Genomic DNA, 16,813 nt, shown 5'->3' on the forward strand with positions numbered 1-16,813 from the left:
TTGGCTTTTAATTGGCTTGATTTACAAATGTAGAAAATACACTTATAAATATGTAAAAAATAAAACTTATTTTAAACTTTTATTTTTAGGGCTTGTTAAGGAGCTGTTTTTTAGAGTTCTGATTAACGTAATCTTTGCTACGCCACAGGTTTTGGAGTTGATCAAATAAAAAAAGCAAGCCAAAATTAGCTTGCTTTTTCTGTGGGGAGAGCAGGATTCGAACCTGCGAAGACTAAGTCAGCAGATTTACAGTCTGCCCTCGTTGGCCGCTTGAGTATCTCCCCAAAACCGAGCGCAAATATATTATAGTTTAGCAACTATGCAAAATAAAAATGCGCTTTTTATAATTCATATCATTGTTATCCGATAAAACCTTTACAATTCTCTGCAAACGCAATGATAATAGGCTTTTTAAGAGATTATGAATTTGCGGGCTTGCTTCTGTAATAATTTGTTACCTAGCGAATATTAAAACAAAAATAAAAAAGCAAATATCCATTTGAATATCAATTTGTTGCCATTTAGTCTAGTCTATTTTCTTTATTCTATTTTCTATTTTCTTTTAACAAAGCCTTGAATCTTGAATCAGACACTATTAAATTATTGATTTTATCTTCTGCCACCGCCTCCACCATTTCTAAAACTTTGGCGCATCTCTTCGGTTTTCTTTTTAACAATAGATGTGTATGCTTCTCTTGTTACTTCTTTTCCTTTTGAAGGCATTACAATAACATCCTTCTCTTCTGGATTTAATATAATTTTAGAGCAATATATAGTCGTTCTATCGGCATTCACTTCTAAAATCAAACCGGGAAGCCCCCAATAATCATCGGGTCCTAGACTAACAGGGATCTGCATGGTGTACCACGCTACTATTTGTATTTCTTTGGCTTTTGGTGTTTCGGTTTCATCATCATTCGGCGGTCTTCTAAAACGTGTAAAATCTACCGCATCAACTGTTTTTGTTGCTGTGGCTTTAAAACACGTATACTGCCCTATTTGTTTGGTTTCAGCTTCCATTTTCCAGTTGAACTTGGGCAGTGAATCTTTAATTAAAAATTGCTTTCCAAAAAACTCCTGTTCTTGTAACAACAAGTTGCTTTTAATATTTTTATACTGCGGACCGCCTGTAAAACTGCTCATCATGGCACCCCAACGGTTGCCACCTCCTGAAGTCTCTAGTTTTTCTTCTTCTTTATAAAAAGATTCGGATTGATTAAAAGTAAGTACAAATGTTTTTTCAAGTCTGCTTCTCATACGATCGGCTATTTGGTTTCTTCGTTCTTCACTCATATCACTACCTCCAAAATTGCTCATATCGACTGCGGTTTTAGATTCGTAATACGCTTTTCCTTGAAAATCTTTTTGGGCAAATGCCAAAACAGACGTAAAAAAGGCTAAATAAATAATATGTGTTTTAATAAAATAGCGTTTCATCAGTTTATATTTATTGTTTTTTAATTGTCAGATGGAACACCCTTTATAATCATCTTCGTGTGTGAATGTGATTCTTATGGGTGTTTCATATAGTACCAACTTTTAGATTTAGAAGGCTGTCTAAAAGTCCTTTAAATTTAATTTGTCAGGTTGAGCTTGTCGAAACCGATATGGATTACCGATAAGTTAAAATATTTCGACAAAGCCTGTGCTGAGCTTGTCGAAGTGCTCAATATGACATAGAACTAGACTTTTTAGACAGCCTCTAGTTAGACTTAAAAAACTTCAATTAGTTTAAAAAGTAACTGCAAAAAGACCATTTTTAAGCCAATTGTAAAAAGTTTAAACGAGTTCAATTAATTTGAACAGCTAATAAATAACGAATAACCGAATTATTTTATTAATTTTTGTATTTTTCGTCCCACTATGAAATACATTTTATATTTATTTATTTTTCTTTCAATGTCCATGGATGCCCAAGAATTTGTTGAAGCTTCATTGATTGAAAAAACAGAACTAGAGGCCGATGTTTTTGTTAGCACCAACAACTTTAACGACACGTTTTATATTTTGGAAAATGTGCTGTTTAAGCATAGCACAAAAACCAAGGGGCTTGATATTGGCTACAATAACTTCCAATTAGGAAACATCACATCTGTAAACACCTTCAACCCTTTAAAAATCAATGTTTTTTATAAAAACTTTAATACGGTTATCGTTTTAGACAACCGATTAGCCGAAATATTTAAAATTGATTTTAACACCCTTTCCGATTATAAAAATGTGTCGCATGTGGCTACAGGCTCCGATAATACGCTTTGGATTTTTAATGAAAATACCCAGCAACTAGAGCTTTTCGATTATAAAAGCAATACCACGCGTGCAAAAACATTACCTATTAAAAGTGCTGTTTTAGATTTAAAAAGTAATTACAACAATTGCTGGGTTCTTACTGAAAAAGCACTTTATGTATATGATTATTTTGGAAATCTTTTAAAGAAAATAAAAAACCAAGGATATACATCTATGGAAATTGATAATGAAAACATCATTTTTAAAAAAGATAATGCTTTGTTTTACCTGAAAAAAGATTCAGAAACAATCCTTCCCATTCGCTTACCAAATTTGTTAATAAATCAGTTTTATGTAACCAACGAAACCTTGTATATTTACAATGACGAAACCCTACATAAGTACCAATTAAAAATCAACTAACATGCATATTGCTATTGCCGGAAATATTGGCGCAGGAAAAACAACCCTTACAAAATTACTAGCAAAACATTATAAATGGGAGGCACAACTTGAGGACGTTGTAGATAATCCATATTTAGACGATTTTTACAATCAAATGGAACGTTGGAGTTTTAATTTACAAGTGTATTTTTTAAACAGTAGGTTTCGTCAGGTTTTGCAAATTCGAGAGAGTGGCAAAGACATCATTCAAGACCGAACCATTTATGAAGACGCCCATATTTTCGCTCCTAACTTACATGCTATGGGTTTAATGACCAATCGCGATTACGAAAACTACAAATCGCTTTTCGATTTAATGGAATCGTTGGTAAAAGGCCCTGACGTGTTAATTTATCTGAGAAGCACCATTCCTAATTTAGTATCGCAAATCCATAAACGTGGACGCGATTATGAAAACTCTATAAGCATCGATTATTTAAGCAGATTGAATGAACGCTACGAGGCTTGGATACATGGTTACACTAAAGGCAAACTTTTAATTATTGATGTTGACAAACTTAATTTTGTAGACAAACCAGAAGATTTAGGCCATGTAATCAATACCATTGATGCGGAAATAAATGGGTTGTTTTAGAAGGTTTTAGAATAAACTTGTTTAGTACATGACAAAAATCCAAATATATTCAGATGTCAGTCTGAGCCTTTCGACTGCGCTCAAGATAAACTAAAGTCGAAGACATTGAAAATATTGTTATTTAATCGCATTTCGACTGCGCTCAATGTGACACTCTGCAGTTTTTCTCATGTACTAAAATAAACTTGATATTAATATTACATGCTGAATTTTAAAACTTTAATAGCACTATCTGCTTATATTTTATTTTCAATTAATAGTTATTCCCAAGAAGACATAACGGTAACAAAAAACAGAGTTTGGAAGCAACTTGCCTATGATGGAAAATTCACCTTACAAAGCATCGGTAATGGATTCACACAGCCTTTACGATGGCAAAAAGATGATTTTATCACCGCAGGCGGCGTAGTTGCTGGCACTGGAATTCTTTATCTTGCAGATAATGACGCACGGACTTTTTTCCAAAACCATCAAAACGAAGTGCCACAAGTTTTAAAAGAGTTTGGTTGGTACTTTGGAAGTCCGCAAAACTTCTTTATGATTTCCGCTGGGGTTTATGGTTTCGGACTTATAACCGATAACGAAAAAGTACGCCATACAGGTGTTCTTATAATTGCATCGGCAGCGACATCGGGTATTATTCAATCCATTTCTAAAACCGCTGTTGGACGCGCCCGACCAATGTCTGGTAACCGAAACGAATTTAAGCCTTTTGAAGGTACGCCAGGATACCATTCATTCCCATCAGGTCACGCTATTTTGTCATTTTCAATGGCACATGCGATTGCAAAGCAATTTGATAATTTTTGGGCAAAAGCTGGTATTTATACCGTTGGTTCCATTGCTCCTATTTCAAGATTATGGGCAGACGCCCATTGGCTAAGTGATGTAGGGCTTGGTATAGCCATAAGCATTGTGGTAGTTGATGGTGTGGATAATTTTATGAAGAAGAAAAACGCCTACAACTATTCAAAACCAAAGCATATAAGCTGGCAACTGAAAGCTGGCTATGGTACTTTAGGCTTTGTTGGTACATTCTAAATAAAAAAAAGAAACTGTCTAAAAAGTCCTTTAAATTTAATTTGTCAGGTTGAGACTTTTGTTAAAGTTTTTAACTAGCGAATGCGATGACGTATTTTGTGCAAGTTTAACAAAAAGTCACAATATTTCCGAGGCACAGCGTAGTGTTTATATACCTGTGGTTGAGTATGGTTTTCAGAAAATAGGGGTAGCGATTATGGTGCTTATTTATAATAATGCCCGAATGGTAGTCTAGCAAGCATAAAAATTTTCTGGGTGTGATTTTAAAAAATAATGTAGGATGAAAAAAATCAGGAAAAACGCAGGAGGGATCGATATCGGAGCCAAAAAAATCTTCATAGGTCTTGAAGATAAGGAGGTTCGCAGTTTTGATACCTTCACATCAGATCTGGAACAGGCGGTATCTTACTTAGAGGAAAACAATGTAACCTCAGTGGCCATGGAAGCCACGGGAGTGTATTGGGTCATCCTCTATGATATATTGAAGGCAAGAGGCATCGATGTATGGTTGGTGGATGGCAGGAGCACAAAACAAGTTCCAGGCAGAAAGACCGATGTAAAGGACTGTCAATGGATACAGCAATTGCACAGCTATGGTTTGTTGAACCGTTGTTTTGTTGCAGATGAACTGGTACATGAACTAAGGAGCTATCAACGCCTGCGCGAAGATCACATCCGTAGTGCTGCTATGCATATTAACCATATGCAAAAAGCACTGACCCTGATGAACGTTCGGCTAAAAGAAGTTCTGGACCAAGTTCACGGGGTAAGTGGATTGAAAATAATCAGGGCGATCTTAAAGGGCGAAAGGGATCCCGGGGTTTTGGTAAAGCTATGCCATGGGAGTGTGTTGAAAACAAAAAAGGAACTGATCCTTAAATCCTTGAAAGGGCACTACAATGAAGCAGGGCTATTTGCTTTGGGCCAAGCAGTGGTGTGCTATGATTTTTATCAACAACAAATTGCCGGTTGTGATCTGAAAATGGAAGAAGTCCTTAAAAAGATGGGGGCAAACCGGCCTAAAGTATCAAATAAGGCAACTCCACGAAAAAACGTGAGGCACCACAAACCAAATATAGAAGGAATGGACCGTTATCTATTGCAAATATTTGAAGGCAAAGATGCTACGGTCCTACCCGGTATAACAGATTATAATTGGATGCAGCTCCTATCGGAAATAGGGACTGATTTACATAAATGGAAAACAGAAAAGCATTTTACTTCCTGGTTGGGACTGGCGCCAAAACAGCACCATTCGGGCAAGATGAAAAAAAACTATAAGGCTAAAGGACAACCAAAGGCCGGCCTGATATTTAAGCAAGCGGCCACGAGCCTGCTCAACAGCAAGAAAATTGCATTGGGTGCTTTTGGCAGAAAGATAAGGGCAAAGAAAGGGGCATCACCGGCAATAAAGGCAATGGCAAGAAAACTGGCAGAGCTCTATTGGAAGCTATTTGTTAAAGGACTGTCATATGTAGAGAAGGGAATCAAAGATTATGAGGAGAAGATCTTGTTTAATAAACAAAAGAACATTATGAAAATGGCAAGAGAACTTGGTTTGTCAATTAGCTATAAAACAGCGGTTTAGCAAATACGTCAATGGTAGCTTGTCGAAACCGATATTGATTACCAATAAGTTAAAATATTTCGACAAGCTACCAATGACGTTTTTTAGGCACATTCAGAAGTAAGAGTACTTTTGAGTAAAACTAACATAAAAAATGACCGATTTTGATTTTCAAAATCGGTCATTTTTGTTATTTGGAGTTTTTTAAGGATAATTTTATAGAAAAGAATGCGTTTTTGTTTCCAACAGGACACAAGTATCCCATCGAAGTTAGCTTTCGTTTTTTTAAGCAGCTAAGTTTTTAAATCGAGAGCTGTAAATTCTTCTTCCAATTTCAAGAGCATTGGCTGTATGGATTCCGAAGAAAATCCAGAGAATCTCGCTCTTTTGGGTTTTGGCCTTGATCTTTTTCAGGTTGTAATGTTCTTTTTCTTTACCAAAGCTTCCTTCAAGACGTGTGGAACGTTCTTTTTTGATTTCTCTGGCCAAAATTTTACGCTGTTCTTCGTTTTTACCAGCCTTTCCTTTTCTGATAAAATCGGTCTGGATTTTGCGACTTGAGGTAAATGTTCGGTTTTTATTGGTAGCATAAATAGCATCTGCCCCCAGTATTTTTATTTTAGTCTTGGTCAGGTTTTGGGCGCAAGATACACTGCTCTGCAAACGGGTCCCTTCATTGAAGGCACGGTACTGGATATGCTCAATAAAATTGATTCCGTCTATTTGAACTTTGTTCACTTTTGCTCCAAATTCTACCTGTTTGGTTTCTTTGCCCCGCACAATTGGACGAATGTAACTTTTGCTGATGCTTACGATTCTATCGGGAACACTTTTTCCTGTTTTAAATATTTGTGCCTGTTGCCGGTAAACTTTGGCAATAATGGATCGTTGTCGCTTGTATTTAGCGGTGGATTCAAATGGATATTGATTTTCTATCTGACCCAGTGCACCGTTAAGTTTGTACAGTAATTTCAGTAACCCTCGGGTTACTTTTGTGCGGTATTTGGATTGTTTCTTTCGTTTTTTCGAATACTCGTTATAGCGTCTGCACCAATCCAGATATTTGGTCCTGGGCAATTTGATTTTCAAAGTGCGGCATAAGGATTCCATTTGTCTGTAGTTCCACTGAACGCATTCCCAAAGCAATTTCTGATTGGTTGGAAAACGCACTTCGCTCTCGTAACAGGTCGCATCGGTAAACATTTTGTCCAGGTCCTTCATATAAGGAATCCAGTTCTTGGCAAGTACTTCTTGGGATCTTCTAATATTTAAACCCTTGGAAAGCTCCATCCTGATTTGGCTCACGATCTTAAAGTTGGTCAGCGGTTTATCGATGGGAATTAGAATATCGCAAAAAAACTGCATGAAAATATTTCCATTCAAAAGCTCGATCAGTTTCTTGTCCGAGCATCCATAATAGTTTTTGAGCATCATCAGGGCAATTTTCCCTTTGGGACTAAAATAGCAATGGGTTCCTTTTTTAGAATCTTTCAATTTGAAAGATTGACCAAGCTCGGAAAAAGGCGTGGAAAGGTAAATTTTGCCCAAATCGGTTTTTAGAAATTGGGCATAAAATCCATCAAAATCTTTATTGATGGCGAAAATTGGAATTTCGTATTGAAATTCGCTTAAACGTATTATTTTTGGCATCACACTTTAAAAGAAAACCCCGTTTTTGGCCCGTTTGGAGCAATTTCGGGGTTTGTTCCTTCTAATATAATACCTATTTTATTGAAAAACAATAGTTTATATTATTATGAATATGCCTTTTTAAAATTAGGACTTCGACAAGCTCAGTCCGACAAACTAAATGTCATTTTATATTGCTTTTTTTAGAATAAAAATGACACCTCAATATGAACATAGAACTAAACTTTTCAAAAGACAGCTTCTTCTTTTTTATAAATAAACAAATTTCTTGAAACAAAAAATCCCCGAGGCAAGCCCCGAGGAATTCTTTAGATTAAAAGCTATAAACTTAATTTACCACTTCTTCTTCAATTTCTTTGTTATTTAAAGCTGCAATACTTGCTTTTACTTCAGCCTCTCCACCTTGAAAGGTTTCATAACTTGTAGACTTTTCACCATTATTGGTCGTTACAGTGGTGACTACTGCTTTAACAGTACCATCATCATTATTATGCATAGCTACTTTCACTTCTTTGGTGATTTCAACTTTCTCTGGCGCGTTTTCAGAAACATAAGCTGTTACAACATCCGATGATAATGCAATACTTGGTGCAATTACCAAGGCTACAACCGACATTAATTTTAACAAGATATTTAATGAAGGCCCAGAAGTGTCTTTAAACGGATCTCCAACAGTATCACCAACTACAGCTGCTTTATGTGCATCGGTACCTTTACGTCCGTCGGCTTCTATCATTTTCTTGGCATTATCCCAAGCACCACCTGCATTCGATTGAAAAATAGCCATTAATACCCCACAAGTAGTAACTCCTGCTAATAAACCTCCTAACATTTCGGCACCACCTACAAATCCAACAGCAACTGGTACTGCAATGGCTAACAATCCAGGCAATACCATTTCTTTAATAGATGCTTTTGTTGAAATAGCAACACATTTCTCATATTCAGCATAACCATCGGCAGCGTCAAAAATAGCACGATCCTCAACAGTTGCTTTACTCATATCTGAATCATATTTACGCATCACTCCTAATGCCGCTTTCAATTGTGGAATGTCCCTAAACTGTCGACGCACTTCTTCAATCATAGCCATGGCTGCCCTACCCACTGCATTCATGGATAATGCAGAGAACACAAATGGCAACATACCTCCTATTAATAATCCTGCCATAATATCTGGTTTAGATACATCGATAGAACTAACATTTGCCACTTTCATAAATGCAGAAAACAAAGCCAATGCTGTTAAAGCAGCCGAAGCAATAGCAAATCCTTTTCCAATAGCTGCAGTTGTATTACCAACGGCATCTAATTTGTCGGTACGCTCCCTAACTTCTTTTGGTAATTCAGCCATTTCAGCTATACCACCAGCATTATCAGAAATGGGTCCGTAAGCATCTACAGCCAATTGTATTCCTGTATTTGCCAACATACCAACCGCAGCAATGGCAATTCCGTATAATCCTGCAAAATGATGAGAAACCAAAATAGCAGCAGCAATGAATAATATAGGGAACATTGTTGACATCATACCAACACCTAAACCAGCGATAATGTTTGTAGCAGCACCCGTTTCAGATTGTTTAACAATAGAACTTACTGGTTTTGTTCCTGTACCTGTATAATATTCGGTTATCTTACCAACAGCTAAACCAGCAAGTAGACCTGCTAGGGTCGCTAAAAAAACACCTAATGATGTGTACTCAATACCGCTATAAACCCATGTTTCAGGAATTAAGGCATCAATAATAAAATAGGATGCTATAACCATTAATCCGGCCGAACCAAATTCACCAATGTTTAAGGCCGTTTGCGGATTTCCTCCGTCTTTAACCTTTACGAAAAAGGTTCCTATGATAGACATAATAATACCAACCGCAGCTAATACCAATGGCAAATAAACAGCGCCTAAATTAAAGCTAGGTATCGCCGATGTAACAAACGCCCCTAAAACCATGGTTCCTATAATAGAACCCACATACGATTCGAATAAATCGGCTCCCATTCCAGCAACGTCTCCAACATTATCACCAACGTTATCTGCTATTGTTGCTGGATTTAACGGGTGATCTTCTGGAATGCCTGCTTCAACTTTACCAACTAAATCGGCTCCCACATCGGCAGCTTTTGTATATATACCACCACCTACACGAGCAAATAATGCAATGGACGATGCTCCTAATGAGAACCCTGAAAGCACATTAAGTACCATAGATAAGTTTTCAGCACCTGGCCATACTTCTTGATAAATAGCAAACAGACCGCTTAATCCTAAAACCCCCAAGCCAACAACTCCTAAGCCCATAACAGCACCTCCAGCAAACGCTACTTCCAAGGCTTTACCTAATGACGTTCTTGCTGCTTGAGTAGTTCTCACATTGGCTTTAGTTGCTACTTTCATACCAATAAAACCTGCCAAAGCGGAACAAATAGCACCCACAATAAAAGAAAGGGCAACCATGCCGTTAGAGCCTATTTCATTTGCGCCTTTAAAATATAATAAGACAGCAACTGCTATAACAAATACTGATAAAATTTTATATTCTGCTTTAAGAAAAGACATGGCACCATCGGCAATGCTTTTAGCAATCCTTGTCATGCGTTCATTACCCTGATCTTGCTTCGTTACCCAAGCACTTTTAATAAATACAAATGCCAATGCCAAAACCCCGAAAAGTGGCAAAAATTTTACTATTAATTCCATATAAGTTTAGTTAGTTATAATTAAATATTTTTTAACGGAGCTAAAAATAGTAAAATATAAGTGATAAAAAAAACCACCTTTAGTTAAAGATGGTTCAGTTATTTTTTAATATTTTAAGAATACCTCAATTATATAGTAAACGTTCGTTTTTTCTTGTGGTCGCTTTCATCATATCTCTTTACACATTCATGATAAATTTTAACAGCTTCCTCTGCATTACCCCAGCCACCAACATCAACCTTCTTTTCTTCTAAATCTTTATAAACTTGAAAAAAGTGTTCAATCTCTTTAAGACGGTGTGGGTTTAATTCAGAAATATCTTCTCTATTGCTCCATACAGGGTCTGAAACTGGTACACAAATTATTTTCTCGTCTGGTCCTTTTTCATCAGTCATATAAAAAACACCTATAGGTTTTACTTCCATTACTACCATTGGGAAAGTTGGCTCGATACCTAATACAAGTACATCTAGCGGATCTTTATCTAAAGCTAAAGTTTCAGGAATAAAACCATAATCGCCAGGATACATCATAGATGAAAACAAGGTACGGTCGAAACGGATTTTATTTAATGTGAAATCATATTCGTATTTATTTCTACTTCCTTTTGGTATTTCGATTAACACATCAAAAGTTAATGGGGTTTTCTCACTCATATTTTTTATTTTCTTTTTTAAAGGCACAAATATACTGAACGCCTTAGCGTTAAGCAATAAAAAAATAGGTTGTTTTTATGTTAATAATTATGCTGTTTTACCAAACTTTTTTAACTGCTAACTTTAATTTATAACTGCTTTATATTTGATGGGTTAATTTTAAGATACTATATTTTAGAAGCTGTTTGGGCTTTGATAAGTATTTGAAGATTATTTGGTGTTTTTTAAGAAAGATTAAGGTTTTGTTGTAAGAGATATTTACTAAATTCGTTTAACGTCTGACATAAAACACTAAAAATGATTTTATATCATGCTAATTAGTACCAATAGAACAAGATGAAAATAATTTATATCGGATCCATATTAATTCTATTCTTTTCCTGCACTGGTAAAAAATCCTCCTCTGACAAAAAGGAGATTAAGGCAACAGGGCGAGAAATAGTAGTTCCAGAATTCCAAACAATTATTGATTCCGCCAATGTTAATGGGGCTATTTTGATATATGACCTTGAAGCTGATAGGTATTATTCGAATAACTTTGAATGGACTAAAAAAGGAAATTTACCAGCTTCTACATTTAAAATAGCTAATTCAATTATTGCGCTTGAAACAGGAATAGTAGAAAACGATAGTACACTTTTTAAATGGAACGGAGAAAAAAGAAGGCTCAAAAACTGGGAGCAGGATTTAATCTTTAGAGATGCTTTTCATTTATCGTGTGTGCCATGCTATCAAGAGATAGCAAGGAAAATTGGAGTAAAAAAGATGTCCGAACATCTGGGTAAACTTGAATATGGGACTATGAAAGTTGATTCTACCAATATTGATACATTCTGGCTTGAAGGGGATTCTAAAATTAATCAGTTTCAACAAATAGACTTTTTAAATAGACTCTATCAATCTGAACTACCAATTTCTGAACGGACTGAGGTAATAATAAAAAGAATGATGACAATTGAAGAAAATGACGAATACAAACTTAGTGGAAAAACAGGTTGGTCAATCAGAAATGGAAATAATAATGGTTGGTTCGTTGGATATATCGAATCCCAAAGCAAAACATATTTTTTCGCTACAAACGTTGAGCCTAAAGAACAATTTGAAATGGATATGTTTCCAATGATAAGAAAAGATGTGACTCATAAAGCATTCGGACAAATGGAAATAATAAAATAAAAGTGTTAACACTGTATAAACCCCTCTGAGAAGTCCGTGCCTTCGTAGCAATATAAAAGAAAAAGTAAGCATCTATAAGAAGCTACATTTTATAATAAGGTGTGGTTTTTTTTATTTTTAATACCTTATTAAAAGTAATATATTGCATACATAAATAATATCACTACGATATTATTGCTGTTTGTTGGGGTTATATGATTGTTACAAGCAAGCTGAAAAAACTTCGAACTTCAATTAATATTCTGAATTAACAAAATATGGCGAAAACTAACATTAACTCTCATAGCGGATTTAAATATGGAATAACGGAATTAGGATTAATAATTATTTTAGTAGTTCTAACTCAATTCTTGGATTCGCAAAATTCTGATATTTATTCTATATTAATCGGACTTCTGACTTTTGTTATAGGAATAGTATCAATTATCGGACTTGCAAAATCTTTGAGAGGATTAAAAGAGCCAAATACATTAAAAAAAATAATCGGAATCATAATTAATTTCGGAATTGTTACATTATTCATTTTTGTAATAATTTCAAATATATTGGATATTTATAACGCACTTATTGAATAAAATAAAAAGCCACCTTAAGCCGTGTATAAAAATTTGCTAGTTTTAGCTAACACAAAGTTGGTTGCTTATTTGCTGGCTTCCGGATTTTGCTTGCGCCAGTTCGCTTCGCTTTCCATACACACGTTGTGCATAATGCAAAAAAATCGAACTAACATCAAAATATGAAATTAAAAAATCATCTATTATTATCGATTTTATCATTTAGTATTTTAATTTGTTGTAAACCATCAGAGGAAAAAACTATCCATCAAAAAATTGAACAGAACACAAACGAAATTTTCGATAGTTTAGTTGAAATTAGAAGAAATTTCCACGAACATCCCGAACTGGCTGGAAATGAAAAAAGAACTTCTAAAATCATCGCTGAATATTTATCGAATTTAGGATTAGAAGTAAAAACAGGCTTCGCAGGTTATGGTGTCATTGGAATCTTAAAAGGTGGAAAAGAAGGAAAAAATATAGGTTGGCGAGCTGATATGGATGCTCTTCCAAATGATTTTCCAGACGAAGTAAAATATAAGTCGAAAATTAACGGAATTCAACACGGTTGCGGTCATGATGTTCATATGTCAATTGGACTTGGAATAGCTGAAGTATTAGCTAAAAATAAAGAATCGATTAAAGGCACGATATATTTCATATTTCAACCAGAAGAGGAAACGTTTGTTGGTGCGAAAAATATAGTTGATAGCAGTCTCTTTTCAAAAATTCATCTTGATGAAATATATTCCTTGCACGTAACTGCGTTACCAGTTGGTCAAATAATAGTCAAACCTAACGAACTGTATGCATATCAAAAGCGAATACAGATTACCTTCAACGAAAAATTCTCTAAAGACGATGCAAAAACGCTCTACAATAAAATAAGGAATGAAATTCTACGAAAAAAAGATGGAGCAAATCCTTGGGAAATTCCAAAAGCATTTGATTCTATCATTGGATTAACCAACCCAAATACTATTTTCAAAGACTATCTTTTTTTGGAGGAAAATTTCGTTATTGAAGAAGACAATAATCAACTTCACTTAAAAGCCTATCTGTATGAAACGAACAAGTCTAATTTGCCAAAAATTTTACCAAAAATTGAACAAGTAATAAATAATTCAAAATTTAAAGACAAATTCATTGCAACATCATTCATTCAGGAAAATCCAACTGTGTTAAACGATGAAAGATTGACAGAAAACGCAATGAACATTCTAAAAGATATTTATGGCAATGAAACTGTTTTGATGGATTATGGTCAAATTCCTTATTTCAATGATGACTTCTTTTACTTTCAACAAAAAGTACCTGGAGTATATTTCTTATTAGGTGGTTCAAACATTGAAAAAGGAATAATTGCTATGAATCACTCACCTAATTTTAGAGTTGACGAAGAATGTATTAAAATTGCTGTAAAATCTTTTTCATCCTTGATTTTGGAAAGAACTAATAGCGAATAAAGCACTATGCACAACCGCTAAACTCCAATTAATGACGTTACTCTTAAAAATAATTAATTAGTAAACACAACTTAGAAAATAGCAACTATATAATTTTACTATCTGAAACTAGATTCCTGCCTTCGCAGGAATGGCTTACCCAATCAACTCCTTTACGGCATTAAAATCCAATCCGCCATAATTTCCGGAACTCATTAAAAGCAATGCTTTATTATCAAAGTTTTGCGAGAATAGGAAATTTTTAAAATCGTCTGGGTTAGTGTAAATAATTAAATCGTCGCGTTCAAAGGCTCTAGCTATTTGCTCGTGGGTGACTTCTTTAAGCTTTTTAATTTCTACAGCATGTGGCGAGTAAAACACCACGGCAACATCGGCAACATCTAACGCGCCTTTGTATTCTTTTAAAAATTCGGCATTTAAACTGCTATAGGTATGCAGCTCCAAACAAGCCACTAAAGTTCTATTGGCATATTGTTCTTTAACGGCTTTTGTTGTGGCTTCCACTTTACTTGGTGAATGGGCAAAATCTTTATAGGCCACACTGGTTTTACTTTCTGCAATTTTCTCAAGGCGTTTGCTCGCTCCTTTAAAGGTGGCGATGGCTTCATAAAAATCGTCTTCATCGACACCCATGTGTTGGCAAATCCATTTAGCACCCGCCAAATTGTTTAGGTTGTGCTTCCCAAAAATCTCAATTGGTAAAAGCCCTTCGGGAGTTTCCAATAATGTTTGTCCGTTCTCTACGCTATATTCCGGTGTTTGGTATGGTAATTTACGAATGGTATTATTAGACGCCTCTACAACTTGTTTGACTTCTAGGTCTTCTTCATTATAGGTTATGCTTCCACCACTAACAATAGAATCCACAAAAATACGGAACTGCTCTACATAATTATCATACGTGGGGAATACGTTTATATGATCCCAAGCAATCCCGCTTAGCAAGGCAATATTGGGTCTATATAAATGGAATTTTGGGCGTCTATCTATAGGAGAACTTAAATACTCGTCGCCTTCAAGCACCATAAAATCGTTGGTTTCGGTGAGTTTTACCATCACATCAAAACCTTCTAATTGTGCGCCCACCATATAATCGACATCACGATTGTGGTAATGCATCACATGTAAAATCATAGAGGTTATAGTGGTTTTTCCATGACTCCCACCAATAACCACTCGGGTTTTGTGTTTTGATTGTTCATATAAAAACTCTGGATAACTGTATATTTTCAAGCCTAATTCCTGAGCTTTTAGCAGTTCAGGATTATCAGCTTTGGCATGCATGCCTAAAACAACCGCATCGATAGCAGCATTGATTTTTTCTGGAAACCAACCGTAAGTTTCTGGCAATAACCCTTTTGCTTGCAATCGAGATTTTGAAGGTTCGAAAATTTCGTCGTCGCTACCTGTTACTTGATATCCTTTATTGTGAAGTGCCAGGGCTAAATTATGCATCGCAGAGCCACCAATTGCTATAAAATGTACGTTCATGGAATTGTTTTGAATGCACCAAATATACTTTTTTGTTAGGTAGTTTCAAAGGTAAAAAAGTTGCAAAGTTTCTGAGGTACAAAGTTGCAAAGTTGCAAAGACTCAAAGTTTCAGAGTTTCAGAGAGGCAAAGTTTCAAAGTTGCAGAGCTTCAGAGGCGCAGAGTTTCAGAGATACAAACTAACTGTGACTGAAAACTGTGACTGAAAACTGAGACCGCAAACTGAGACCAACTACAACCTCAATATCTTTAGCCTCTCGTCTTTAAACGACTTGGTTTTTGGCGATTCGGCAAGTGCTAAATCGATATACTTTAAAGCGGCTTCTTTATTCTTTTTGTGGGCGTAAATTTGGGATAGCCTATAGTGCGCCCAAGCTTTCGGAACGCCGTCTTCGGGCGAATAATTTTTAAGATAGGTTTGCAAACATTGCACGCCTTTTTGCAACTCAATGTTGTATTCTGCAGCTATTTTGCCCATTTGGTAATCTAGCGCATTGCGTTTGTGTTTTTCTTTGGCTACTTCTAAATTCGCCAAGGCTTTTTCGGGTTGCTTTTGTTTTTCGTAAAAGGTCGTCAACTTATCGTAACACCATAAAGAACCGCCCTGGTTTATGGCCAGTTTATAATACTTTTCGGCAAGTTCTGGTTCATTATCATATTCATAAATATAGCCTTTTGCCAAATAGCCATCTACTTTTGATAGTTGCTCTAGCTGATAAGCATACTTTAACGACTTATTTATGCTTCCTCCTAAAATACCGGGTAATTTCGTGTAATATTCAACCAATGCCCAGCGTACGTTAACGTGTTTGGGATCCAGTTCTGCAGCTTTAAGAAACGCTGCTTCAATATCGCCTACCATCCCCAACGCTGTTAGTTTGCTAGCCGCTAACGCTTTCATACCCAAAGCACCACCATATTTATAGTGGTACTCGGCACTTTTGGGGTTGGCATCTACGAGTTGTTTGTAGCTTGCTATGGCTTCATCCCATTTTTCTTGATGACCATAGGTATCTCCTAATAACTCGATAGCTTTTGGACTTTTCGGTTGTTTTTTTAGATACGCTGTTAATTGTATTTCAGCTTTTTCAAATTGCTTTTGCCTAAAAAAATAATCGATACTATCTAACGGGGTTTGACTAAATGATACTATCGGAAAAAGTAGTAGGTAAATAAATTTTCTCATCGGTTCATGCTTATTGAATTCATTGTTTTTCATCGGTCAAATACAACATTCGTA

Annotated in this window: 13 protein-coding genes and 1 tRNA gene; 7 read left to right on the top strand and 7 right to left on the bottom strand. The window is 35.6% G+C overall.

Annotated elements, in window-relative coordinates; all coding sequences use genetic code 11:
* Positions 1–202: 202 nt before the first annotated feature.
* Together CJ739_RS02545 and CJ739_RS02550 are read right to left on the bottom strand one after the other, a co-directional pair.
* Positions 203–284, bottom strand: a tRNA-Tyr gene (locus CJ739_RS02545).
* 325 nt (positions 285–609) lie between these two features.
* Positions 610–1,437, bottom strand: coding sequence for a GLPGLI family protein (locus CJ739_RS02550; RefSeq protein ID WP_117172488.1), 828 nt, complete (start codon positions 1,435–1,437; stop codon positions 610–612).
* Positions 1,438–1,863: 426 nt separating this feature from the next.
* On the opposite strand from CJ739_RS02550, the gene CJ739_RS02555 reads away from it, so the two are divergent.
* The 4 genes from CJ739_RS02555 (at position 1,864) to CJ739_RS02570 (ending at position 5,897) form a co-directional block, all read left to right on the top strand.
* Positions 1,864–2,652 carry a hypothetical protein gene (locus CJ739_RS02555; RefSeq protein ID WP_117172489.1) on the top strand — a complete coding sequence of 263 codons (789 nt, stop codon included), beginning with the start codon at positions 1,864–1,866 and terminating at the stop codon, positions 2,650–2,652.
* Position 2,653: 1 nt separating this feature from the next.
* Positions 2,654–3,268, top strand: a complete 615-nt coding sequence (locus CJ739_RS02560; RefSeq protein WP_117172490.1) for a deoxynucleoside kinase — start codon at positions 2,654–2,656, stop codon at positions 3,266–3,268.
* A 201-nt stretch (positions 3,269–3,469) separates the two neighbouring features.
* Positions 3,470–4,309, top strand: coding sequence for a phosphatase PAP2 family protein (locus CJ739_RS02565; protein WP_117172491.1), 840 nt, complete (start codon positions 3,470–3,472; stop codon positions 4,307–4,309).
* A 280-nt stretch (positions 4,310–4,589) separates the two neighbouring features.
* A complete protein-coding gene (locus CJ739_RS02570) occupies positions 4,590–5,897 on the top strand; it encodes an IS110 family RNA-guided transposase (RefSeq protein ID WP_117172209.1) in 1,308 nt (435 codons plus the stop codon).
* 264 nt (positions 5,898–6,161) lie between these two features.
* Here CJ739_RS02570 and CJ739_RS20510 read toward each other — a convergent pair whose 3' ends face one another.
* From CJ739_RS20510 to CJ739_RS02585, 3 genes are all read right to left on the bottom strand, one after another.
* Positions 6,162–7,526, bottom strand: a complete 1,365-nt coding sequence (locus CJ739_RS20510) for a transposase (RefSeq protein ID WP_117172267.1) — start codon at positions 7,524–7,526, stop codon at positions 6,162–6,164.
* A 328-nt stretch (positions 7,527–7,854) separates the two neighbouring features.
* Positions 7,855–10,230, bottom strand: a complete 2,376-nt coding sequence (locus CJ739_RS02580; RefSeq protein ID WP_117172492.1) for a sodium-translocating pyrophosphatase — start codon at positions 10,228–10,230, stop codon at positions 7,855–7,857.
* A gap of 128 nt (positions 10,231–10,358) precedes the next feature.
* Positions 10,359–10,886, bottom strand: coding sequence for an inorganic diphosphatase (locus tag CJ739_RS02585; RefSeq protein WP_117172493.1), 528 nt, complete (start codon positions 10,884–10,886; stop codon positions 10,359–10,361).
* Between the two features lie 336 nt (positions 10,887–11,222).
* On the opposite strand from CJ739_RS02585, the gene blaOXA reads away from it, so the two are divergent.
* From blaOXA to CJ739_RS02600, 3 genes are all read left to right on the top strand, one after another.
* Positions 11,223–12,062, top strand: coding sequence for a class D beta-lactamase (gene blaOXA / locus CJ739_RS02590; protein ID WP_117172494.1), 840 nt, complete (start codon positions 11,223–11,225; stop codon positions 12,060–12,062).
* A 257-nt stretch (positions 12,063–12,319) separates the two neighbouring features.
* Positions 12,320–12,637, top strand: coding sequence for a hypothetical protein (locus tag CJ739_RS02595; RefSeq protein ID WP_117172495.1), 318 nt, complete (start codon positions 12,320–12,322; stop codon positions 12,635–12,637).
* Positions 12,638–12,798: 161 nt separating this feature from the next.
* On the top strand, positions 12,799–14,082 hold the full coding sequence (locus CJ739_RS02600; RefSeq protein ID WP_117172496.1) for a M20 metallopeptidase family protein: 1,284 nt from the start codon (positions 12,799–12,801) through the stop codon (positions 14,080–14,082).
* A gap of 135 nt (positions 14,083–14,217) precedes the next feature.
* Here the strand turns inward: CJ739_RS02600 and CJ739_RS02605 are convergent, their stop codons facing one another.
* Positions 14,218–15,573, bottom strand: a complete 1,356-nt coding sequence (locus tag CJ739_RS02605; protein WP_117172497.1) for a UDP-N-acetylmuramate--L-alanine ligase — start codon at positions 15,571–15,573, stop codon at positions 14,218–14,220.
* 232 nt (positions 15,574–15,805) lie between these two features.
* Positions 15,806–16,759: a tetratricopeptide repeat protein gene (locus tag CJ739_RS02610; protein ID WP_117178681.1), complete on the bottom strand. Its 954-nt coding sequence runs from the start codon at positions 16,757–16,759 to the stop codon at positions 15,806–15,808.
* Between the last annotated feature and the right edge of the window lie 54 nt (positions 16,760–16,813).

This window comes from Mariniflexile sp. TRM1-10, from assembly GCF_003425985.1.
Taxonomy (GTDB): domain Bacteria; phylum Bacteroidota; class Bacteroidia; order Flavobacteriales; family Flavobacteriaceae; genus Mariniflexile.

Bases quoted from the DNA above. Each gene is read 5' to 3' on its own strand.
- CJ739_RS02550 (WP_117172488.1), bottom strand. From the start codon at position 1,437: ATGAAACGCTATTTTATTAAAACACATATTATTTATTTAGCCTTTTTT.
- CJ739_RS02555 (WP_117172489.1), top strand. From the start codon at position 1,864: ATGAAATACATTTTATATTTATTTATTTTTCTTTCAATGTCCATGGAT.
- CJ739_RS02560 (WP_117172490.1), top strand. From the start codon at position 2,654: ATGCATATTGCTATTGCCGGAAATATTGGCGCAGGAAAAACAACCCTT.
- CJ739_RS02565 (WP_117172491.1), top strand. From the start codon at position 3,470: ATGCTGAATTTTAAAACTTTAATAGCACTATCTGCTTATATTTTATTT.
- CJ739_RS02570 (WP_117172209.1), top strand. From the start codon at position 4,590: ATGAAAAAAATCAGGAAAAACGCAGGAGGGATCGATATCGGAGCCAAA.
- CJ739_RS20510 (WP_117172267.1), bottom strand. From the start codon at position 7,526: ATGCCAAAAATAATACGTTTAAGCGAATTTCAATACGAAATTCCAATT.
- CJ739_RS02580 (WP_117172492.1), bottom strand. From the start codon at position 10,230: ATGGAATTAATAGTAAAATTTTTGCCACTTTTCGGGGTTTTGGCATTG.
- CJ739_RS02585 (WP_117172493.1), bottom strand. From the start codon at position 10,886: ATGAGTGAGAAAACCCCATTAACTTTTGATGTGTTAATCGAAATACCA.
- blaOXA (WP_117172494.1), top strand. From the start codon at position 11,223: ATGAAAATAATTTATATCGGATCCATATTAATTCTATTCTTTTCCTGC.
- CJ739_RS02595 (WP_117172495.1), top strand. From the start codon at position 12,320: ATGGCGAAAACTAACATTAACTCTCATAGCGGATTTAAATATGGAATA.
- CJ739_RS02600 (WP_117172496.1), top strand. From the start codon at position 12,799: ATGAAATTAAAAAATCATCTATTATTATCGATTTTATCATTTAGTATT.
- CJ739_RS02605 (WP_117172497.1), bottom strand. From the start codon at position 15,573: ATGAACGTACATTTTATAGCAATTGGTGGCTCTGCGATGCATAATTTA.
- CJ739_RS02610 (WP_117178681.1), bottom strand. From the start codon at position 16,759: ATGAGAAAATTTATTTACCTACTACTTTTTCCGATAGTATCATTTAGT.